We start from the raw sequence: 19,669 nt of genomic DNA on the forward strand, positions 1-19,669 counted from the left end.
TCGTCGGGGCTCATATCCTCGGCGACATTTTTATGTTTAACACTCTTCTGCTTAACTCCCCTTTTTTAACCTGTTTTTCCTGAGTGACCTTCATTCATAGCAACAAACAGCTGTGCCAGATATTCAGCCTCTTGACACAAGCCCTTGAGTGAACACAGCCTGATGATGCATTCCAGGGTACACAGGCCACCTTCCACCTGATTTCGCCGTAATTTAAACTGTGAAGTATCGGCCTCGGGAAGCGAAAATTTATTTGCCTGCTTCAGATAGGGGCTTTGGCGTATCATTTTTCTGGCCTCTTGCCAGGTCGCATCGATAATGACCAAGGTTTCAGGTAATTCCCTCAAGTATGGACCTGAAGACTGCGACTCAAAGTTTATCGAATCGCCACTTGCCTCGCCGGATAATGCCTCTTCGGTCACAGCCGGATACAAGACCGCCGCATCCGCTTGCTGCAGGCTCAGCAATAAAGCTTCATCGGGATGAACCCGCGACCAGATTATTCGTCGACACCATTGCGGGTAAGCCTTCAATGCCAATGCGCCAGTGTTAGTTGGGCGATCGACTTCTCTTTCATGGGTTAATAAGATCACATTCATCGATATTTCTTAATTTTTATCTAATACCAATTGGTATTACTAGCTACACAGCGTTGCATTATCTAACGAATAGTCGCTGGGGTTCAAATTTATCAAGCTTGAATCTGGCATATAGTCAGCGACTAAGATAATGTGATGAGAACGATTATTATTACCAGTCATTCAAGATGAATGAGTGGAAATAATGACTAATATGAATAAGTAGAGTAAATGAGTAAAATGAAGTCACCCAATATGTTTCTCCCCTTTACAGGACTCTTCTCAAGGCTTCAGCTTAAACTCTTTAGTTACTTCGCAGTCTCACTCCTGGCCATCTTGCTCATAGCGACTGCTATTGAGAGCGTTGTACTGAATCAACTGCTCACTCTGCCCACATCGACCCAGGAACACCTGCAAAAGCTGGCACATGAAGCCAAAGCGCTTTTGGAAAAAAACGATATTGAAGGGCTTGCTAAATGGGAAGAACAGCAGGATTTCACTCTCTATATCTTAGATAAAAACCAGCACTCAGTGAGTCAGCGAGAGATGCATCCCCACTTTGTCTTCAAATTGCAATATATGCGGCAGTTACAACAGCCAATGGGAGATCGCGTTAGAAAGCCCCTGATCGGTATACCTCTGTTTGATACCTTAAACGCCGACTTTCCATTAACTTTAGTCGTTCAGCTTAATGCCGATCTCCATCCGGCGCAGCAATTAAGCGGCAGCCTTTGGCTCATCAGATCCTTAGTCGGTATTACAGTGTTATTTCTCTTCTCCTCCCTGTTGGGTCGCTACCTGATCCGCCCTTTAACCCATCTCCAAATGGGCACAAAGGCGCTAGCGGGTGGTGAGTTAACCACACGGATCGCTCATCACTTTTCTGTAAAAGAGCCTGAGTTTTATCATCTCGCAACTGAGTTTGATTATATGGCCGAGCAGTTGCAAAACAGTATGCAAAACCAAGAGAGATTATTGAGAGATGTCTCCCATGAATTGAGAACGCCGCTGGCCCGGCAAGAGATTGCTCTCCACCTGTTAGAGAAACAAGCCACAGCTCAGCAGATGCCTCTGATATCGAGATTTAAAGATCAAAATGAACAGATGGCAAAGCTTATCGACAGTATTCTTAGATTCAGCCGCCTTAATAATACCAATATCGATCTCAATCCAAGTTCATTTTCAATCAGTTCATTAAGGCACCAAATACTCAGGGATATTGAATTTGAAGCCGGGGAAAAGCAAACAATCCAGTGGGCTGAACCGGGCGAGGATATCCCCTTATACACAGATTCAAGTTACCTCATCAGCGCCATAGAGAATGTACTTAGAAATGCCCTTAAATATGCGGGCCAGGACTGTAGCATCATGGTGAGCTGTTGGGCTCTTGATGAGACACTCAGGTTAGATTTACAAGATGATGGGCCGGGGATTAACAAAGACGAACTCATCACTCTGTTTAACCCATTTACGAGAATGGACGAGGCCCGTCACTCGAGTCAGGGCGGTTACGGCTTAGGACTTGCCATAGTAAAGCAGAGCATCAAGTTGCTCGGCGGTGAAGTCAGTGCCCGAAACTGTGGCGGTGGCGGCCTGTGCATTAGCATGAGTCTACCGCTTAACCTAAAATGCCCATCAGTCTAGTGACTTAAGTTTAGGCACTTAAATTTAGCGACTTCAGTAGAGACTTGAGTTTTGCGCCCATAGTTTAAAGCTTGGGCGCATTTCAAGATAAAACGACGGGCTCACGCTTACTTATACTTGCTAACCTTTTTTAAGGCTATCTGCTGTTTAAGCTTAGACAGGTGATCGGTAAACACCACGCCTTGAAGATGATCCATCTCATGCTGTATCACTATGGCCAGGAAGGTATCGGTTTCAATCTCGAACGGTGTTCCGGTACGGTCCAGGGCTTTTATCTTAACTTTTTCACTTCGGGTGACTTTTGCTCTGTAACCGGGAATAGACAAACAGCCCTCTTCACCGACAAAGTCCCCTTCGGCTTCTATGATTTCAGGGTTGATCAGAACTTGAGGCTGATCACGCTCCGGTGACAAGTCTATGACCAGAATGGCATGTAAACTGCCGACCTGAGTCGCAGCCAGACCAATACCGTCTTCGGTGTCATACATGGTGTCAAGCAGATCATCAATAAAGCCTTGTACCGATTCGATATCCTTAACAGGTTGAGCTTTTCTTTTTAAACGTTCATCGGGGATTGTCAGAATATCCAGTACAGCCATGGTAAAAAATCACATATTGAAAAAATTTGGCGTCATTATGACCTAATTATCCTTAAAGGCAACTCTGGCTTAACTAAATATTCAGATAGTTGCCATCGATATTATACCAATTCCATTAAATAGTTGGTCATTCAGCGGGAATTAAAATCACTGTAGGTAAGTAAGTGGATTGTAGCTAATAGTTATTCTATATCGAAAACCACATACGCAGCATAAAGTGATTTTAAACCCGCACTATGTGAGCTTCTCAGGACTTCCACTACTGCGTTGCATAGTCTCAAAAGGGAATAACCATTTCTTCAACAATGCGCCTAGAATTGAAAGCCCTGAGACAGCTCTGAATTAATCACATATTTAATGGAACTGGTATTATCCATCAATATCAAAGCAGTTACTGTATTTGTCTACTCATATGGACAGCACAACTTGTAATCATAGCGTTAAATCGCTAACATCGCTCCGAGTGTATACAATATACGGATTATATATGTCGCGAGTAGCACGTACGCCTTTACCGAAAACCTTCTTCGTTGCTAATACGATGGAGATATTTGAACGCCTTGCCTGGTATGGTTTTTTTACCCTGTCGTCTCTCTATATGACCTCTCCGGCTCGTCAGGGAGGATTAGGTTTCAGCGAGCAAGAACGTGGACTTCTTCAGGGAATGATCCCTTTTTTCCTCTACCTCTTCCCGGTATTAACCGGGGCATTAGCCGACCGCTATGGATATCGCAAGATGTTCTTAACCGCCTATCTCATCATGTGCCCAAGCTATTTTATTTTAGGACAGGTCGACTCATTCGCCGGCTTCTTTATCGCCTTTATGGGCGTCGCCCTGGGTGCAGCCTGTTTTAAGCCTGTTGTCACAGGCACTATTGCCCGCACGACCGATGAAACCAATCGAGGGCTGGGTTTCGGCATATTCTATATGATGGTCAACATAGGTGGATTTCTGGGGCCCTTTATTGCCGGATACGTTCGGGCTATCAGCTGGGACTGGGTATTTATCATGTCGTCGTTCTGGATAGCGGTTAACTTCATCCCTGCTCTGCTTTTTTATAAAGAACCTACCGATCCCTGTGAGCAAAAAGGAAAACCCTTGAGGGCTGTGTTTGCTGATATTCAGCAGGTTTTGGGTAATGTACGTTTTGCGATGCTATTTTTTGGAACCTTGATAATATTAATGTCTTATGGCGCAAAATGGCTATCTGGAGAAACGACATTAATCATCTATTTTGTTTGGTTTATTGGCCACTTTCTGTGGGATATTAGTGCCAGCTCGAGCCGGAAAGCTCCCTGGTACAGACAGAAAATCAGCCTGGGTAATAAACCTTTCGTAATCTACCTTCTGATCTTGTCAGGTTTCTGGATGGTGTATCAGCAGATATTCATCACCTTGCCAATCTTTATTCGTGACTTTGTCGATACTTCAGATCTTGTTCTCATGTTGGCCCAATACCCTGATCTATTGTCCTTTTTAGCCCCTGTCGATGCTCACACACTACAAACTGAACTCGTCAGACTCTCTCAGGCGGTTGCCACCAACGAGATTGATATCAATCAGGCCTATTTTGAACTGGTCCACTCTAAGATAATGGTTCCGGTAACCGAGTTGAATATCGGGTTAGCTGCCATCGCGCAAGATCCGTCAGCTGTCATCGATTATTCACAAAGCTGGATCGAGCAACACAGACAAGTAAACCCCGAGTACCTGATTGGACTGAACTTCCTATCAATTGTTCTGCTGCAAGTGATGATCAGTCGCTTCATCGAACGTTTTCAAGCTCTCCCCATTTTAGTTGCCGGTACCATTATCATATCCTTAGGTACGGCACTCGGTGGCGTTGCTCACGGAATGGTAATGGGCGGCTTTATGGTACTGACATCAATCCTGGTTTTCTCGATCGGCGAAATGGTTGCCTCACCAAAGAGTCAGGAGTACGTGGCCAGTTTCGCACCAAACGACAAGAAAGCCATGTTTATGGGCTATTACTTTGTCTCCTCTGCTATCGGTTTCTTACTTGCAGGCCCCCTGTCAGGCTATCTCTACGGGGAAGTGGCAAAGAGTGCCCATCGACCCGATCTGATGTGGTACATCATAGGAGGATTTGGTTTAGTTACCGCTTTAGGTTTGGTCCTGTTTCATAAGTTTGGTGCTATCAATTCGCAAGAAAATGTACAACAACATGAGACGGCAGAGGCGCTATAGCTAACTATTATCAATTGGTATATCGGACACTGATAATTAACACCTCTTATTGGCGTTAATTATCAGTGGCCGAATCCTGGCTATTACAATGAATGACCATACTTCAATCAAAATTGAGATTGTACGGCGATGCCCCACTTCGTCTCCTCTTCACTGAAGTTCTCATATTGATTGGATTCATAACGATATCGGATCTCCCAGGACCAGCGCTCAGTCACGCGGTACCCAAGTGATAGCCAGGCGTGAGTCTCATAACGCTCACTGCCATCGATTGCAGCACTGCCCTGTGCAACTAAGGTGTTGTACCACCTGTCGCTCCATGGTTTGAGAACAGTTACACTGGCGTTTGCCGTGATACTGTCACTATTGGGGTTATCTTTCACACTCAGGTAATTTGCCCCTAACTCAGTAAAAATGGCGCTATCCATCCAGCCATTAAATTCGCTGATAACGCCAAGTTGATATTGGTAATGGTTAAAGCGACCTATTTCCGTATCTGTTTTTCCATGTTTAATCGACGCGCTTAAATTCCAGTTACTCAACGCGCTTTGAGGAGAATAGAGATAAGCGAGGTGCCACTTATCCCCACCAAAATTTGAATTTAATTCAATTTTTTGGCTCTCACCACCTAATCGACCCGCGACTTTAAGGACGTCGGCATCGAAACCAGCACCTAAGGTGCTGGTTAAATTGAGTGGATCGGCAATATGACGGATGGTTTGCGCATTTACTGCACTGGAGAGGCAGAGAAAAATGAGGGTTACGGACAGTCCCCCCTTATTATTGAAATACATTGCTAACACCGGAAAAAAATATCATTATCACAGTCAAAGTAAGGCCGCTCAACATACTTTACAAATAATTACAACACCTTAGCTAGTGCGCAACATGCAAGCCAAATACAAACAAAGGTATCAAGTGGTATCAGCTTTCGGCATGTATTCTGGCCTGTTTCATTTTTAGAGGATAAGATAATCAGGTGAGTATCTGAAATTAAATGGAGCAGCGGTGACTGAACAGAAATCTTTCTCACCGATGGAGAAGATCTGGTTTATCGTAGGGATGATCCCTGAGGGCACAGTAACTTCATACGGAAAAGTTGCCGATCTGGCAGGTTTACCGGGAAGAGCCCGATATGTATCTAAGGCACTAAAATCAGCGCCACAAGCGATGAATTTGCCTTGGTTCAGGGTAATTAACAGTCAAGGACGAATATCTTTTAAAGAAACCTCACAACCCTATCAGGAGCAGATGGAACTGCTTAGGCTCGAAGGTGTTGAGGTTATTCGTGGAAAAATTAAATTACAAGACTATGAGTGGCAACCTGATATTGCAACCTTAGTTCTAGCGATTCCATTTTAAGCGCTATGGTCCCAAAAGATAAAGCCGCTCCTCACTTGAATTGGAGATATACCCAAAACACTTAAAAATCCTGGGTTCAGCATGTCGAGAAGAGACAGAGTTCAGTGAACTGAAAAGGATTAAACTTGTCTGATTATCAAGGTTAGTAAAATATTGCTATGCTCATACTTGAATGAGTATGTTGAAAAATCTGTTTTAAGGAGCTCTCATTGTCTATCGGTAAACGACTCGTACTGGCAACGAATTTATTATGCTTTAGTTTTTTGCTAAGCGCAGAGCCCGGGCCTCTGACGCCACATACGGCAGAATATCAGGTCAATTATGGCAGCATCGAACTGGGCAAAGCCAGGTACCAACTGCCAAGTGCCGAGGGAAACCTATATCACTACCGTTTCGATAGTGACTTAAGTTTGTTAGTACTCTCCGACAAGAGAAGTATGTTCAGTGACTTCACCTTGAACAATCAACAGCTTACCCCCATGCGCTATACCCATAACCGTAAAGGCACGGGTCCAAGTTATCAAGAGCAGGCGGCATTTGCCAAGGGGCAAGAGGTGGTTCACAGTCGCTATAAAGATGAAAGAGCAAAGCTGCCCTACACAGACATCTTATATGATCCCTTAATGGTACAACTGCAATTTCGTCTCGACTTAGCTCAGGGTAAGAAAGAGTTACATTACGTCATGGTGAAAAGCGGAGAGCTCGATGAGTACGGCTTTAAAGTCGTCGGAAAAGAGAGAATGAACATTGAAAGTGGCAGTTATGAAACCATCAAGATCGAAGTGATCAGGGATAACACAAAAAGACAGACATTCTTTTGGATGGCGCCGGATTTAGGTTTCCTTCCGATACGCCTGACTCACTTCGAAAAGGGTAGCAAGCAACTCGATATTAAACTACTCAGTTATCAATTCAGTCAAGAGCAACAAACCGTCAACACTGAGCCCATGAGCTCCAAGGTTATCACGCCACTATAATTTATCATGTTGTATCGCCAATATTGGCGGTGCAACATGATAAGGCGCGATCAATTTCAGTTTGAATACCAATTAGGTCGCACTATTAATTGAACATTCTCTTTCCGACCAAAATGCAACTCTAAAGGGATACAACACCGCCTTCATCACTCCTTTCGCAACTGCAGGGTCCTTCTGCATTATTGCTGTAGCCGATGACTCAGAATCAACTTCAAGAATCACGATCCCAAAAGTACTTTCATCCTGAGTAAGAGTACGGCCGGCCATCAATACAAGTTTATCCTCATTTAAGCGTTGCAGATAATGAAAATGCTCCTCGATAGCTAACGCTTCCTGTTCATCAGGCCCTTCAGACAGCATCTCAACTCTGGTTGGGCGCAATTGATAGATAAATTGATTCATTGAATATCCGAAAACCCCGGTTAAATAAAAACTTATCGCGTCTAGTAACGCGCCTTAGATAGATAGCAAGTAAGAATCCAGTTCAAGAATAGCAAAATACTAAGGCGCTATATGCATGCATCGAGCGTAGAGTTAGTGAACAGTTCAAACTCTGCCGGCCAAAGAAAAAGCGTATGAAACCGTATACCATGCTCAAAGGGTTTAGATATTTGCACACACTCATACTCTATCGACTCAACGATAAAGCTCTCTCCCAACATAGTAGAAACTTCTTTGAGCTGCTGCGCATCGTAAGCGACATCGGGTAATTGAAGTAGCCTTACGACGTCACCAACAATCACCTCATCTCCATTTTTATCTCTCATGGCTCAAATAGCTTTTCGATGAGACTCAATCACTGAGCATCTATCAGCTCGCCTTTACAAAACAGCTTCCACTCCCCGGCAGATAAGATGTGCCAATGTTCATTATTGGTTAATGGCCTGGTGGCTATGACTGTGACAATATCATTTGCCGTCGTCTCTTTATCGAAATCGATAACCACATCTGTGTCTATGAGTCGAGCCTTACCAAACGGTGCCTTACGTGTGATATAGCACAAGTTATTGCTGCAATAGCTCATCAAATGATCGCCATCACTTAAGATCATATTGAACACACCTAGGGCACGGATCTCATCGGCAAGCTTAGCAATGTAATGATAAACAAGTGTAATATCCTCGGGTTCGTTGTCCCCGAATTTTTCTACGATCTTTTCTAGTAACCAACAAAAAGCGAGTTCACTATCAGTATCGCCAACTGGCTGATACCTTGAAACCTTAAATTTATCCTGATATTCGCTCAGCTGACCATTATGTGCATAGGTCCAATACCTTCCCCATAACTCACGCGTAAAGGGGTGGGTATTTTCAAGAGAAACGCAGCCTCGATTGGCTTGGCGGATATGGCTCACCACCACCTCACTCTTGATAGGGTAGGATTGGATCAGCTTCGCAATATGAGACTCGCTGCTTGGGCAGGCATCTTTAAAAGTACGACTCCCTTTTCCCTCATAAAAGGTGATCCCCCAACCATCAACATGAGGGCCTGTGACACCGCCTCTTTGAGCCAGGCCGGTAAAGCTAAAAACAATATCTGTCGGCACATTGGCACTCATCGCCAGTAGTTCACACATTCATACGCCCTATTCATCACTATCTACAATAATTCTATTCTAATACCATGAAACTAAAAGTGGAATTGGGAGTTTAAATAATTATTTAAACGTTTGTTTGAAATAATACTTGTATTAAGTCACACATAGGGTTAAATTTTATGCGACACAGGTCTGACCACAACCTATAATTGTGATTACGATCAACAAACTTTTGACCTCTGGTCAATACTCAGGTCGCATTTTAAGGAGAATAACAGTGACTACCCTACTTTGGATCCTTGCGATGCTTTTTACATTAGGCGCTTTGGCCTATTTAAGAGTATCTCTGCTTACATCAAGCATCATCGCCGCTGTCGTCATGGCAGTCGGTTCAGCAACTGAAGTTATTAGTCCCCTTGTGTGGATTATCTTTTTAGCTATCGCGCTTCCCCTAAACATCAGTGCATTTCGAAAAAACTATCTGACAAGACCTCTGTTAAAACTCTACCGCGGCATCATGCCAGAGATGTCTTCTACTGAAAAAGAAGCTATCGAAGCGGGTACAACCTGGTGGGATGCGGACCTTTTTGCAGGTAAGCCTGATTGGAAAAAACTTCATAACTACCCTACGGCCAGATTGAGTGCCGAAGAGCAAGCTTTCCTGGATGGTCCGGTCGAAGAAGTGTGTAAAATGGTCAACCAACATCAGGTATCCCATCAACTTGGCGATCTACCTGAAGAAGTCTGGCAGTACCTGAAAGATCACGGCTTCTTCGCAATGATCATCAAGAAAAAGTATGGTGGTCTTCAGTATTCCGCCTACGCGCAATCTCGCGTTCTGCAAAAACTTGCCGGGGTCAGCAGTGAATTGGCTTCAACGGTTGGCGTACCAAACTCTTTAGGTCCTGGCGAGCTGCTCCAACACTACGGTACCCCAGCCCAGCAAGACCATTATCTGCCAAGACTCGCTAAAGGTCTCGAAGTTCCTTGTTTTGCCCTAACCAGCCCGGAAGCAGGCAGCGATGCCGGTGCCATTCCTGATTTTGGTATCGTCTGTAAAGGTGAGTGGGAAGGTGAAGAAGTTTTAGGTATGAAGTTAACCTGGAACAAACGCTACATCACCCTGGCGCCAACAGCTACAGTACTTGGACTCGCATTTAAACTACAGGATCCTGATCACCTGATGGGTGATAAAGAGGAACTTGGCATCACCTGTGCGCTCGTTCCAACGAATATTAAAGGGGTTGAGGCCGGTCGTCGTCACTTCCCACTAAACTGTATGTTCCAAAATGGACCAACTAAAGGTAAAGACGTTTTCGTTCCATTGAGCTTCATCATCGGCGGGCCGGAGATGGCGGGACAAGGTTGGCGCATGCTGGTTGAATGTCTATCTGTTGGTCGTGGTATCACTCTTCCTTCAAACTCTGCCGGTGGTGTTAAAACCGCTGCCGTGGCGACCGGGGCATATGCCCGTATTCGTCGTCAATTCAAGCTACCTATCGGTAAACTCGAAGGTATCGAAGAGCCTATGGCTCGGATCGGTGGTAACGCTTACCTGATGGATGCAGTAACAACCTTAACCACTACGGGTATCGATTTAGGTGAAAAACCTTCGGTGATCTCAGCCATCGTTAAGTTCCACCTGACCGATAGAATGCAAAAATGTGTTATCGACGCGATGGATATCCATGGTGGTAAAGGCGTATGTTTAGGCCCGAATAACTATCTCGGCCGTGGCTACCAAGCGGCGCCGATTGCTATTACTGTTGAGGGTGCAAACATCTTGACCCGCTCGATGATCATCTATGGCCAAGGGGCTATTCGTTGTCATCCTTATGTATTGGCAGAGATGGAGTCGGCATTCGATTCTGATAGCAATAGAGGTCTGACCGACTTTGATTCGGCTCTGTTTGGACATATCGGATTCACAACCAGTAACCTGGTTCGCAGTTTCTGGCTGGGTCTTACCTCAAGCCGTTTCTCAAACTCTCCATATTCTGATAAGACAAAACGTTACTATCAGCATATGAACCGTTTCAGTGCTAACCTGGCTCTGCTCTCTGATCTGGCCATGGCAACACTGGGTGGCGGATTGAAACGTAAGGAGCGCATCTCGGCTCGACTCGGCGATCTATTGAGTCAGCTATACCTGGCGTCGGCGACACTTAAGCGTTATCAAGACGACGGACGTCAAACAGAAGATCTGGCACTTGTACAATGGGCCGTTGAAGATTGTCTGTATAAGCTCCAGGATTCCCTCGATGACCTGTTAGATAACTTCCCCATGGGTCTGGGTCATGTCTTACGCCTGGTTATCTTCCCATTTGGCCGCCCGCTAAAACGCCCGAGTGACGTGCTGGACCATAAAGTCGCTAAGATTATGCAGACACCTTGCGCAAGTCGTGATCGTCTTGGTAAAGGTCAATTCTGGACTGCATGTGAAAACAATGCCGTTGGTGTTCAAGAGCAGACGTTTAAGGACATTCTCGCTTGTGAACCTCTGTATGACAAAGTGTGTAAAGCCGCGGGTAAACGTCTCCCATTCATGTGGCTGGACAAGATAGCTGCCGAAGGAAAGGCACTGGGTGTCTTGAGCGAAGATGAAGTTGACTTGCTTGAACGTGCAGAGATTGGCCGTATGAAATCAATTAACGTTGATGACTTCGATTCTGACGAGTTACGTGCTTTCACTGTCACAACCCCGAGTCATGAGCAGGCGGCTTAACCGTTAATGCCCTGCATTAAGATGTAATAAGTAAAACAATTGAAGGAGGCGAAAGCCTCCTTCTTCTTTCCCGTTAATAAATCTCCGCTTCGTTGCTGATCACCCCTCTGCCTCTGCGTCCCCCTGACTCTCAGATAACAGGTTCTGCTGCTTAGCCAAGGCCTGTGCCTCGACCGGCAAAAGACTGATCAACTCGATTCCGCTCGATAGCTGAGGAGTTGAAGCAGTAAAGATATGCACTTTACTCCCCTCCAGATAGATAAGAGGCATGGCACTGTCTCCATAGCGGGTGCGAAAATCATCAAAACTAAAATTATCGGTTATATTAGTACTCTTAATCACCGCCCCCTTGGCCATTAAACTGGCTAACTTGGCATAGGAGACAGACTCCCCAAATAAACATAACCTTTTCAGGTAGCTTTCGGATAACTGGTGTCGCGCGCTGGTCTCTTCAGTGTTACTCAAACCATAGACCTTCTCGCTGCCTAATAGATCCTGATAGTGAAAACTCACCAGAGGATTGAGCTGCCTGTAGGGAGAAATTACCAACAAGCGCCCTATTCCCGTCATATCGAGAAAATTTGTCGCATGTTCCGATGCAGGGTTACCAAAATAAACGGGGATATTGTCCATACGAGCCAATCTGATATTATTCCAGTTATTATCCGCCAGGATAACGCTAACCTGTTTAGATTTTAGGACTTTTGCCAGTTCACGGGAAAACTGCGCTGCGCCAAAGATCAATAAGCCTTCAGAGGAACCGGCATTAACCCCCAGATATCTGGCCCACAACCCAGCCGTTAAGCTTTGAATCACCACAGTTCCTATGATAATTAAAAAAACCAAAGGTACAATTAACCCAGCTCCTTCAACGCCCAAGCCTTCGAGCTTAATTGCAAAGAGGGAAGATACAGCCGCAGCAACGATGCCTCTAGGTGCCATCCAACTTAAAAACCACTTATCCGCACGACTTAAAGACGTTCCAATTCCGCAGCACCAGACACTCAGGGGGCGAGCAATAAACATTACAACCGCCAATAACCCTATTCCCTCCCACCCCAGACTTAGCAATGCATGCGAGTCCAGACGAGCGGCCAGCAAAATAAATAAGGCTGAGATAAGCAGAACCGTTAGCGTCTCTTTAAACTCGATAATATCGGCAATATCGACCCCTCTCATATTGGCTAAGAAGATGCCCATCACGGTGACACTCAATAGACCGGACTCCTCCTGCAACAAATTAGAACCGACGAACAGCCCGAGCATAATGGTCAACACGGCGGTGTTCTTCAGGTAATGAGGCAAAAGGTTTTTCCTTAAGACCAGTCCAACAAGGTAACCGGCCAATGCACCGGACCCTAAGCCGACCCCAAGCATATAACCGAGTGCATAGATCATATGAGTAGTCGGATCGGCTGCCACGGCGATATATTCAAAAACCAATACGGCAAGTAGTGCACCTATGGGATCGATAATAATGCCCTCCCAGCGTAAGATGCTGGCCAGCTGTGACTTTGGCTTAACGCTTCGCAGCATAGGCACGATAACAGTCGGACCGGTGACGACGACCAAGGCACCAAATAACATGGCCATTGTCCAACTAAACCCTAAAAGAAGATGAGTTGCCCCCCCAATACAAAGCCAGGTGACCAGCGCACCTACCGATACCAGGTGCGTGACCATGCGGCCATGGTCTTTTATCTCTTTAAAGTTCAGGGTCAATGCCCCTTCAAACAGAATGACGGCGACACCTAAGGAGATAATGGGAAAAAGCAGATCACCAAAGAGTTCATCTGGGTCGAGTACACCAAGCACTGGCCCCATGATTAAACCACATAACAAGAGGGGCAAAATCGCAGGTAATCTCATTTTCCAGCCTATCCACTGGCAAGCAAGGGATAACACACCTACCAGTCCAAGCATGGCTGTGATCTGTTCAACCATATAATTCTTCCTCAAGCAGTGCTATTGGCTTCGCTCTTACAAAGTACTCGCCCATATTTCAATCCGTCCGCATCATCAAAAGTTGTAAACTCAAGCAAGCATCTTCTACTGAGTTGGCTCTATTGACTTAAAGGCTGCTGATAACGGAATAGTTTTGCTGAATGAGATGAGTATGGCTCAAATTTGAGCTATGGATAAAAGAAACAGCCTATGCGCGTGATAATAAAATGATTTATAGTGTTTAATCCTTATTCACAATACGAACAACAACATGAATAGTAGAAAAATTTTGTTAATGACGTTCTTATCAACGTTATTTTTAACGGCATGCGGGCAACAGGTTTCAAAAACTCCAACCTCTGAAGTCAACCTGGATAATGCTCATCGCCATATAAAAATACTGGCTTCCGATGAATTTGCCGGTCGAGGTCCACTGACCGAAGGGGAAAAAATTACCATTGATTATTTGGCGCAACAATATCGTGCAATGGGATTAACCGGAGGCAATAATGGCAGCTTCTTCCAAACTGTTCCCATGGCTAAGCTCACCTCTGACCAATCCATGATGTTAACCATCGGCGAGCTTGAATTCCGGGCAGGGAAAGATTTTACCGCCCGTACTCAGCAGATGGATACCGATATCAAGCTGAATGATTCGGAGCTGGTATTTGTAGGGTATGGCATCAATGCCCCAGAATATCAGTGGAATGATTATCGCGATATTGACGTCAAAGATAAAACTGTCATTGTTTTAGTCAATGATCCAGGCTTTGCAACACAAGACGATACTCTATTTACCGGCAACGCCATGACCTATTATGGCCGTTGGACCTATAAGTACGAAGAAGCGGCCAGACAGGGCGCGAAAGCAGTACTTATAGTCCATGAAACAGCACCTGCCGCCTATCCATGGAGTGTTGTAGAAAGCTCAAACACCGGCAGTAAATACACCTTAGTCGACGATGAGAATAACAAAAGTAAGTTACCAATCATGGGCTGGATACAGCATGAAGCCACCAAACAGGTGTTTGCCCAGGCAGGTCTTGATTTTGACTCATTGAAACACCAGGCTATCACCCGTAACTTTGAGCCTATTCCTTTTAAGCAAACAGCTAACTTAACGCTGACCACAGCCATAGAGCATGCTGAATCAAGCAATGTGCTGGCGTTAATTAAAGGCAGTAAAAGACCCGATGAAACCATTATCGTCAGTGCCCACTGGGATCATTTTGGTACGCAGCAGACACCAGAGGGACCCAAAATCTATAATGGCGCCATAGATAATGCCACTGGTGTCGCAGGCACACTGGAAATTGCACGTATACTGATGGAACGCCACAAGATTAAGCCGTTTGAACGTTCAATCCTCTTTGCCAATTTTACCGCTGAGGAGACGGGCATGATTGGCTCTGAACTCTTTGCCCGCGGCACAGTTTTACCCACGAAAAACATCGTCGGCTTACTGAACATTGACGGTATGAACGCCCTGGATGGCGTCGACTATGTATTGCAATATGGCAAGAACATGTCAGAACTTGAGAATTATCTGGAGAAGGCTGCGAGTAAACAGCAACGTCACGTTAAACTCGATCCCAGGCCGCAAAATGGTCTGTTCTTTCGTTCCGACCACTTCTCATTAGCCAAACAAGGTGTACCTGGTTTACTGTTTATGAGTCTGGGAGATACCGATCCTGACTATATCAGCCACAGATACCATAAAGAGGCCGACGACTACTCCCCCTCATGGTCATTAGGCGGTATGCAACAGGAGATCGATTTGATTGTCGATATAGCAAGTGAGCTGGCGGCCAATGATGATTGGCCCAAATGGAAGGCTGATTCAGACTTTAAGAAACGCAGAGCCGAAGATATGCCCGGGATGTAATACCATCTCGTAAAATACGCGATCCCCCCCTCGTTCAGGACTGGTTTCTTAAAATTAGAGGGGGGCAGCTTTTCAAACGGCTTAACTAACTGATTAACTGCTGATATTTTGCTGACTCAGTAAAGTGGGTATCACTTTTAAAAACTCACTTACAGACTCTCTTTTACTCCTGCTGTCATAGATGGCGCAGATATCCGCTGAAATGGCCTCTTTTAACGGAATAAAACACACATTCTGCCATTGATGTTGACAGTAACTCTGAGGAACAATCGACACCATAGCGCTCGTCGCCACAACCGCCATTAGCGTCGTCGGTTCAATGACCTCCTGAGCCACCTTAGGGTAAAAACCACAATCTAAAAGAGACTTAATAATCATATCGGTGGAAGCAGAGTTTGTGCGGTTGATAAAAACAAACTCTTCATCGATAAGCTCATCCAAACTGAGACTTTTATTCATTTTCAACGGATTCTCATCAGACACCACTACACACATGGGTTCTGCGTATAAAAGCTTGGCACTGAGAGGATGAATATTGCGGGTATCGGCAAATCGGGCCAAGCCAATATCGATACTATGCTCGATTAACGCTTGTTTCTGCTTCTGTGGTGCCAACTCAATAAAATTAAAGACATATTCCGGGTGGTTCTTTTTGAACTCTCTCAGAGCAGCCCCGAAACCGGCCCAAAATATTGAGCTCATTAAACCTATATTGATAGTCTTATCTATCTCCCGACCTGCCTGAGTCACCTTATTTATCGAATCACGAAACATATCAAACAGTAGTGCACACTCCTGTTCCAATAACAGACCGACTTCGGTGAGCTGAACATGGCGGGTGGTGCGCTCAAATAGAATCACATCCAGCACAGACTCTAACTCTTTAATTTGAGCGCTCAAGGGCGATTTTGAGATATTAAGCTGCTCTGCAGCCCGGCCAAAGTGCATACATTGGGACACAGCATAAAAGTAACGAAGCATCTTCAATGTTATTCGTCCACTTAACACATTTTCATTAATATCCATTATTCGGTTCCCCGCTATTAGACGCCTAATTGTACTTTAAATCAGGATAATAGTGTGGAATTTAGTGATTAATTACGAATAAAGCATGGGGTAAATTAAACGTAAGACAATTAATCATCAGGGAAAAACCATGAACATAGATCCTGTAGACAATGCACTAGCCATCATTTCAGCCTATAAACCAAATTTCAGCCCTAAAGCGGCGTTCATCCTGGGATCTGGCCTGGGGATCCTTGCCGACGAACTGGAACAGAGAGTCTGCATTGCCTATGAAGAGCTTGATGGCTTCCCTGTCAGCACAGTCGAAGGTCACTCCGGCGAGTTAGTTCTTGGGCTGATGAATGGCATCGAAGTGGTTTGTATGAAGGGCCGCGGCCACTACTACGAGCACCAAAGTATGAAAGTCATGACCAATCCGATACGTACATTTAAGCGATTAGGCTGTGAACTTGTTATCGTTACCAATGCCGCCGGATCTTTACGCCCTGATAGCATCGATGTCGGATCTCTCGTCATTTTCAATGACCACATAAATACCATGCCAGGCACTCCCATGACCGGCCGTAATGATGAAGCCTATGGCCCACGATTTTTTAGCCTAGCCAATGCATATGATAAATCCTTACGTATTGAAGCCTTAGAGGTGGCAAACAGAGAAAGTATTCATGCCAAGGAAGGAGTATTTGTCTCATACAGTGGGCCTAATTTCGAAACGGCTGCCGAGATACGCATGATGCAGATCATTGGCGGAGACGTGGTCGGAATGTCAGTGGTACCAGAGGTCATCTCTGCGGCCCACTGTAACCTCCCCGTACTGGCAATCTGTGCGATCACTAATATGGCCGAAGGCTTAGGAGATGTCGCCCTGTCACATGACCAAACACTTAAGTGTGCAAAGTTAGCGCAGAATGACTTTATCAAGTTAATCAAGGCCTTTATGGCAAACCATTTTCGAGGCTAATATTGATGGAGAGTATGCCACATCACTGGCAGGAGCTTTGAAGACCATAATTAATCGAGAGTAAAAAGTTTAAATAGAATTTACTCAATTCAGATACAAAATGCCCTTACCTTTCGACAAGGGCTTCGTTTTTTAAATATCAGACTCAGGCGGAGCGGACTCGCTCTTATCAAAACATTGGAATGTGCCTTCGGCACGTGAGACAGGGTGAATATGGCAAAGCCATAAGCTCATGAACGAAAGTCATGGTCAAAAATGTTCCTTACATTTTTTGACATTTCCAATATCCCTATCGGTCAGATGACAAACTGGCACGGTGCAGGGATGCTTTCTATGCAAAAGAAGCTAATATCTCCATGGGCCGCTCCTAAATATCCTATTACTGCGGCATTCAAACATCCATGTTTTCAAGGAGTGTATGCCATATCAATTTCGGGAGCATTGATGGCACAACTGAACTACTAAGTGCATGGAAGCACAAATGTCACGCAGACCATGGATGGGAGATAGTGACCGCTCTGAATTAAATCTACTGAATTTCAGACACAAAAAAGCCCTTGTCTTTCGACAAGGGCTTCGTTGTTTGGCGGAACGGACGAGACTCGAACTCGCGACCCCCGGCGTGACAGGCCGGTATTCTAACCAACTGAACTACCGCTCCTAAACTTATTGCTTTGCAGCTGTTTCATCGTTATGTCACTAACAATAAAACTAAATTTAACAACTTGATTGGCGGAACGGACGAGACTCGAACTCGCGACCCCCGGCGTGACAGGCCGGTATTCTAACCAACTGAACTACCGCTCCACATCAAGTTGCGGTGAATAATATAGAGGTCGGTTGGTCTCGTCAATCAATTTTTTAAAGAGTTAAACTGATTAGTTAAAAAAGCAGCGATTCAATGATATTCGCTGCTTTTTTCAACCGAAACGGCCAAGTTTATGATGGTGGATCTTCCGGCATAGTTAAATCAATTTCATCCAACGCCGGGCCAAGATCCTTCTGCTTTGCCTTCTCTTCATCTAAACGTAACTGAGTTGCCGCTAACGCCTCTTTCAAGTTGCGACGTTTACGCCAGATAAGTAGACCTAGAATACCGAAGATTAATAAACCACAGTTAACCAGTATTATCCAAAAAACAGCATCTTCCTTAGCTTTCTTTTCGGCAATAGCCGCTTTCTTCGCCGCAATAGCAGCTAACTCCTCTGCCGTTGGTGGTGGCTCCGGTGGCTTAATCAAATTAAAGAAACGCTCAGGCATAGTGAGCATGATCTCTCTTCCATTCAGCGTGGTCGTTGCCGCGACACCTTTAATCCGGTAACTGCCAAACTCTGCCACTTCAGGCAGCAACAACTCACTTTCGGTTTCTTCAAGTCCATTGATGGTAATAGGAAGTTGTAACCCCGCCGGTCCCACTAATTCAAAATCTAAATGTGTCTCATCTAATCTAACTGCCTCGTCGTTGACCTGTACAAACAACTTCCACCTGTCTTTCAAGGGGTCTTCAGGTTCGATAACATCGACATTTATAGGAATAGGAGACAATACAAATTTATGATGAAAATCCCTGGCAAAAATATTATTTCTCGCATTAACATGGAGATCATAAGTGCCCCAGGCTTGAGTTAAGTTTATTTTCCCGGTAAATACGCCATCATCTGGACGCTCATCTAATCCTTCACCATTATCTTTATAGGAGCCTACGACAATATTTCCCGTAGCAAAATTTTCTTCACCAACCTGATGGTCACTGACAAACTTCGCCGTCCACTCGACCAGATAATCCAGCCCGGGCATTCTGATACGTTGTTGATCACCTAATAGTTGTGCCGTAACTTTTAAGCGCTCTCCTTGAAACAGAGGCTGTGGGAAAGGCTCGACAAATATGTCTAATTCAGAGATTTTCTTTATTGTGGAACCTTGAACGACACGGCCAAGTAACTGCCACGGACCAGGCATCGGCTTTTCGATAGTCACAATGTCACCACTGAGACCATCGACCCATTTAACGTGTTTGGGGTGGCGACTGGCGTACCATTTACTGCCATCGGGTAAAACGATAATAACGGGGCCGCTGCCGTATTTGCGTTGAATAACTAAAGTCAGGCTATCGACCATATGGTCGATTCGAAAACGATTCTTGAGTTCATGGGCCTGCTGAGACGGCACTACATCGGCAACGGCCATGGCGCTCAAGCCAAAGCTCAGCGCTAAAAGTGAGC

The 19,669-nt window shown here is 45.1% G+C and carries 16 protein-coding genes and 2 tRNA genes; 7 read left to right on the forward strand and 11 right to left on the reverse strand.

Features of this window, described 5'->3' with window-relative positions; all coding sequences use genetic code 11:
- Window positions 1-65 precede the first annotated feature (65 nt).
- Entirely contained in the window at window positions 66-599 is a 534-nt protein-coding gene (locus EKG39_RS08515; protein WP_126505274.1) for a tRNA-uridine aminocarboxypropyltransferase, read from the reverse strand.
- Between the two features lie 210 nt (window positions 600-809).
- On the opposite strand from EKG39_RS08515, the gene EKG39_RS08520 reads away from it, so the two are divergent.
- Complete coding sequence (locus EKG39_RS08520) at window positions 810-2,222, forward strand: HAMP domain-containing sensor histidine kinase (RefSeq protein WP_126505275.1); 1,413 nt, start codon at window positions 810-812, stop codon at window positions 2,220-2,222.
- 107 nt (window positions 2,223-2,329) lie between these two features.
- On the opposite strand, the gene def is transcribed toward EKG39_RS08520, so the two are convergent.
- Complete coding sequence (gene def / locus EKG39_RS08525; RefSeq protein ID WP_126505276.1) at window positions 2,330-2,821, reverse strand: peptide deformylase; 492 nt, start codon at window positions 2,819-2,821, stop codon at window positions 2,330-2,332.
- A gap of 487 nt (window positions 2,822-3,308) precedes the next feature.
- On the opposite strand from def, the gene EKG39_RS08530 reads away from it, so the two are divergent.
- Complete coding sequence (locus tag EKG39_RS08530; protein ID WP_126505277.1) at window positions 3,309-5,030, forward strand: MFS transporter; 1,722 nt, start codon at window positions 3,309-3,311, stop codon at window positions 5,028-5,030.
- 107 nt (window positions 5,031-5,137) lie between these two features.
- Here EKG39_RS08530 and EKG39_RS08535 read toward each other — a convergent pair whose 3' ends face one another.
- Window positions 5,138-5,824: a hypothetical protein gene (locus EKG39_RS08535; RefSeq protein WP_126505278.1), complete on the reverse strand. Its 687-nt coding sequence runs from the start codon at window positions 5,822-5,824 to the stop codon at window positions 5,138-5,140.
- 241 nt (window positions 5,825-6,065) lie between these two features.
- On the opposite strand from EKG39_RS08535, the gene EKG39_RS08540 reads away from it, so the two are divergent.
- Together EKG39_RS08540 and EKG39_RS08545 are read left to right on the forward strand one after the other, a co-directional pair.
- Complete coding sequence (locus EKG39_RS08540; protein ID WP_126505357.1) at window positions 6,066-6,392, forward strand: MGMT family protein; 327 nt, start codon at window positions 6,066-6,068, stop codon at window positions 6,390-6,392.
- Between the two features lie 209 nt (window positions 6,393-6,601).
- Complete coding sequence (locus EKG39_RS08545) at window positions 6,602-7,369, forward strand: DUF3108 domain-containing protein (protein WP_126505279.1); 768 nt, start codon at window positions 6,602-6,604, stop codon at window positions 7,367-7,369.
- Window positions 7,370-7,441: 72 nt separating this feature from the next.
- On the opposite strand, the gene EKG39_RS08550 is transcribed toward EKG39_RS08545, so the two are convergent.
- The 3 genes from EKG39_RS08550 to EKG39_RS08560 all read right to left on the reverse strand — a co-directional run bounded on the left by EKG39_RS08550 (window position 7,442) and on the right by EKG39_RS08560 (window position 8,945).
- Window positions 7,442-7,771 carry a YciI family protein gene (locus EKG39_RS08550; RefSeq protein WP_126505280.1) on the reverse strand — a complete coding sequence of 110 codons (330 nt, stop codon included), beginning with the start codon at window positions 7,769-7,771 and terminating at the stop codon, window positions 7,442-7,444.
- A gap of 107 nt (window positions 7,772-7,878) precedes the next feature.
- Window positions 7,879-8,136 (reverse strand): hypothetical protein, encoded by a 258-nt coding sequence (locus EKG39_RS08555; protein ID WP_126505281.1) that lies wholly within the window; start codon window positions 8,134-8,136, stop codon window positions 7,879-7,881.
- 29 nt (window positions 8,137-8,165) lie between these two features.
- A complete protein-coding gene (locus EKG39_RS08560) occupies window positions 8,166-8,945 on the reverse strand; it encodes a class II glutamine amidotransferase (protein WP_126505282.1) in 780 nt (259 codons plus the stop codon).
- 238 nt (window positions 8,946-9,183) lie between these two features.
- Here EKG39_RS08560 and fadE point away from each other — a divergent pair, with 238 nt between their 5' ends.
- Window positions 9,184-11,631, forward strand: a complete 2,448-nt coding sequence (fadE, locus tag EKG39_RS08565; RefSeq protein ID WP_126505283.1) for an acyl-CoA dehydrogenase FadE — start codon at window positions 9,184-9,186, stop codon at window positions 11,629-11,631.
- A 99-nt stretch (window positions 11,632-11,730) separates the two neighbouring features.
- On the opposite strand, the gene EKG39_RS08570 is transcribed toward fadE, so the two are convergent.
- Complete coding sequence (locus EKG39_RS08570; protein WP_126505284.1) at window positions 11,731-13,575, reverse strand: cation:proton antiporter; 1,845 nt, start codon at window positions 13,573-13,575, stop codon at window positions 11,731-11,733.
- Window positions 13,576-13,846: 271 nt separating this feature from the next.
- Here EKG39_RS08570 and EKG39_RS08575 point away from each other — a divergent pair, with 271 nt between their 5' ends.
- On the forward strand, window positions 13,847-15,460 hold the full coding sequence (locus tag EKG39_RS08575) for a M28 family metallopeptidase (RefSeq protein ID WP_126505285.1): 1,614 nt from the start codon (window positions 13,847-13,849) through the stop codon (window positions 15,458-15,460).
- 93 nt (window positions 15,461-15,553) lie between these two features.
- Here EKG39_RS08575 and EKG39_RS08580 read toward each other — a convergent pair whose 3' ends face one another.
- Window positions 15,554-16,486, reverse strand: a complete 933-nt coding sequence (locus EKG39_RS08580; protein ID WP_126505286.1) for a LysR family transcriptional regulator — start codon at window positions 16,484-16,486, stop codon at window positions 15,554-15,556.
- Between the two features lie 130 nt (window positions 16,487-16,616).
- Here EKG39_RS08580 and xapA point away from each other — a divergent pair, with 130 nt between their 5' ends.
- Window positions 16,617-17,447: a xanthosine phosphorylase gene (xapA, locus tag EKG39_RS08585; RefSeq protein WP_126505287.1), complete on the forward strand. Its 831-nt coding sequence runs from the start codon at window positions 16,617-16,619 to the stop codon at window positions 17,445-17,447.
- A 584-nt stretch (window positions 17,448-18,031) separates the two neighbouring features.
- On the opposite strand, the gene EKG39_RS08590 is transcribed toward xapA, so the two are convergent.
- The 3 genes from EKG39_RS08590 to EKG39_RS08600 form a co-directional block, all read right to left on the reverse strand.
- Window positions 18,032-18,108: transfer RNA gene (locus EKG39_RS08590), tRNA-Asp, on the reverse strand.
- A gap of 69 nt (window positions 18,109-18,177) precedes the next feature.
- Window positions 18,178-18,254, reverse strand: a tRNA-Asp gene (locus tag EKG39_RS08595).
- Between the two features lie 132 nt (window positions 18,255-18,386).
- A complete protein-coding gene (locus tag EKG39_RS08600) occupies window positions 18,387-19,634 on the reverse strand; it encodes a TIGR03503 family protein (RefSeq protein ID WP_246028462.1) in 1,248 nt (415 codons plus the stop codon).
- Window positions 19,635-19,669 lie beyond the last annotated feature (35 nt).

This window comes from Shewanella atlantica, assembly GCF_003966265.1.
GTDB lineage: Bacteria > Pseudomonadota > Gammaproteobacteria > Enterobacterales > Shewanellaceae > Shewanella > Shewanella atlantica.

Excerpts from the sequence above, each read along its gene's own strand:
- EKG39_RS08515 (WP_126505274.1), bottom strand. The coding sequence starts at position 599 with ATGAATGTGATCTTATTAACCCATGAAAGAGAAGTCGATCGCCCAACT.
- EKG39_RS08520 (WP_126505275.1), top strand. The coding sequence starts at position 810 with ATGAGTAAAATGAAGTCACCCAATATGTTTCTCCCCTTTACAGGACTC.
- def (WP_126505276.1), bottom strand. The coding sequence starts at position 2,821 with ATGGCTGTACTGGATATTCTGACAATCCCCGATGAACGTTTAAAAAGA.
- EKG39_RS08530 (WP_126505277.1), top strand. The coding sequence starts at position 3,309 with ATGTCGCGAGTAGCACGTACGCCTTTACCGAAAACCTTCTTCGTTGCT.
- EKG39_RS08535 (WP_126505278.1), bottom strand. The coding sequence starts at position 5,824 with ATGTATTTCAATAATAAGGGGGGACTGTCCGTAACCCTCATTTTTCTC.
- EKG39_RS08540 (WP_126505357.1), top strand. The coding sequence starts at position 6,066 with ATGGAGAAGATCTGGTTTATCGTAGGGATGATCCCTGAGGGCACAGTA.
- EKG39_RS08550 (WP_126505280.1), bottom strand. The coding sequence starts at position 7,771 with ATGAATCAATTTATCTATCAATTGCGCCCAACCAGAGTTGAGATGCTG.
- EKG39_RS08555 (WP_126505281.1), bottom strand. The coding sequence starts at position 8,136 with ATGAGAGATAAAAATGGAGATGAGGTGATTGTTGGTGACGTCGTAAGG.
- EKG39_RS08560 (WP_126505282.1), bottom strand. The coding sequence starts at position 8,945 with ATGTGTGAACTACTGGCGATGAGTGCCAATGTGCCGACAGATATTGTT.
- EKG39_RS08570 (WP_126505284.1), bottom strand. The coding sequence starts at position 13,575 with ATGGTTGAACAGATCACAGCCATGCTTGGACTGGTAGGTGTGTTATCC.
- EKG39_RS08575 (WP_126505285.1), top strand. The coding sequence starts at position 13,847 with ATGAATAGTAGAAAAATTTTGTTAATGACGTTCTTATCAACGTTATTT.
- EKG39_RS08580 (WP_126505286.1), bottom strand. The coding sequence starts at position 16,486 with ATGGATATTAATGAAAATGTGTTAAGTGGACGAATAACATTGAAGATG.
- xapA (WP_126505287.1), top strand. The coding sequence starts at position 16,617 with ATGAACATAGATCCTGTAGACAATGCACTAGCCATCATTTCAGCCTAT.
- EKG39_RS08600 (WP_246028462.1), bottom strand. The coding sequence starts at position 19,634 with ATGGCCGTTGCCGATGTAGTGCCGTCTCAGCAGGCCCATGAACTCAAG.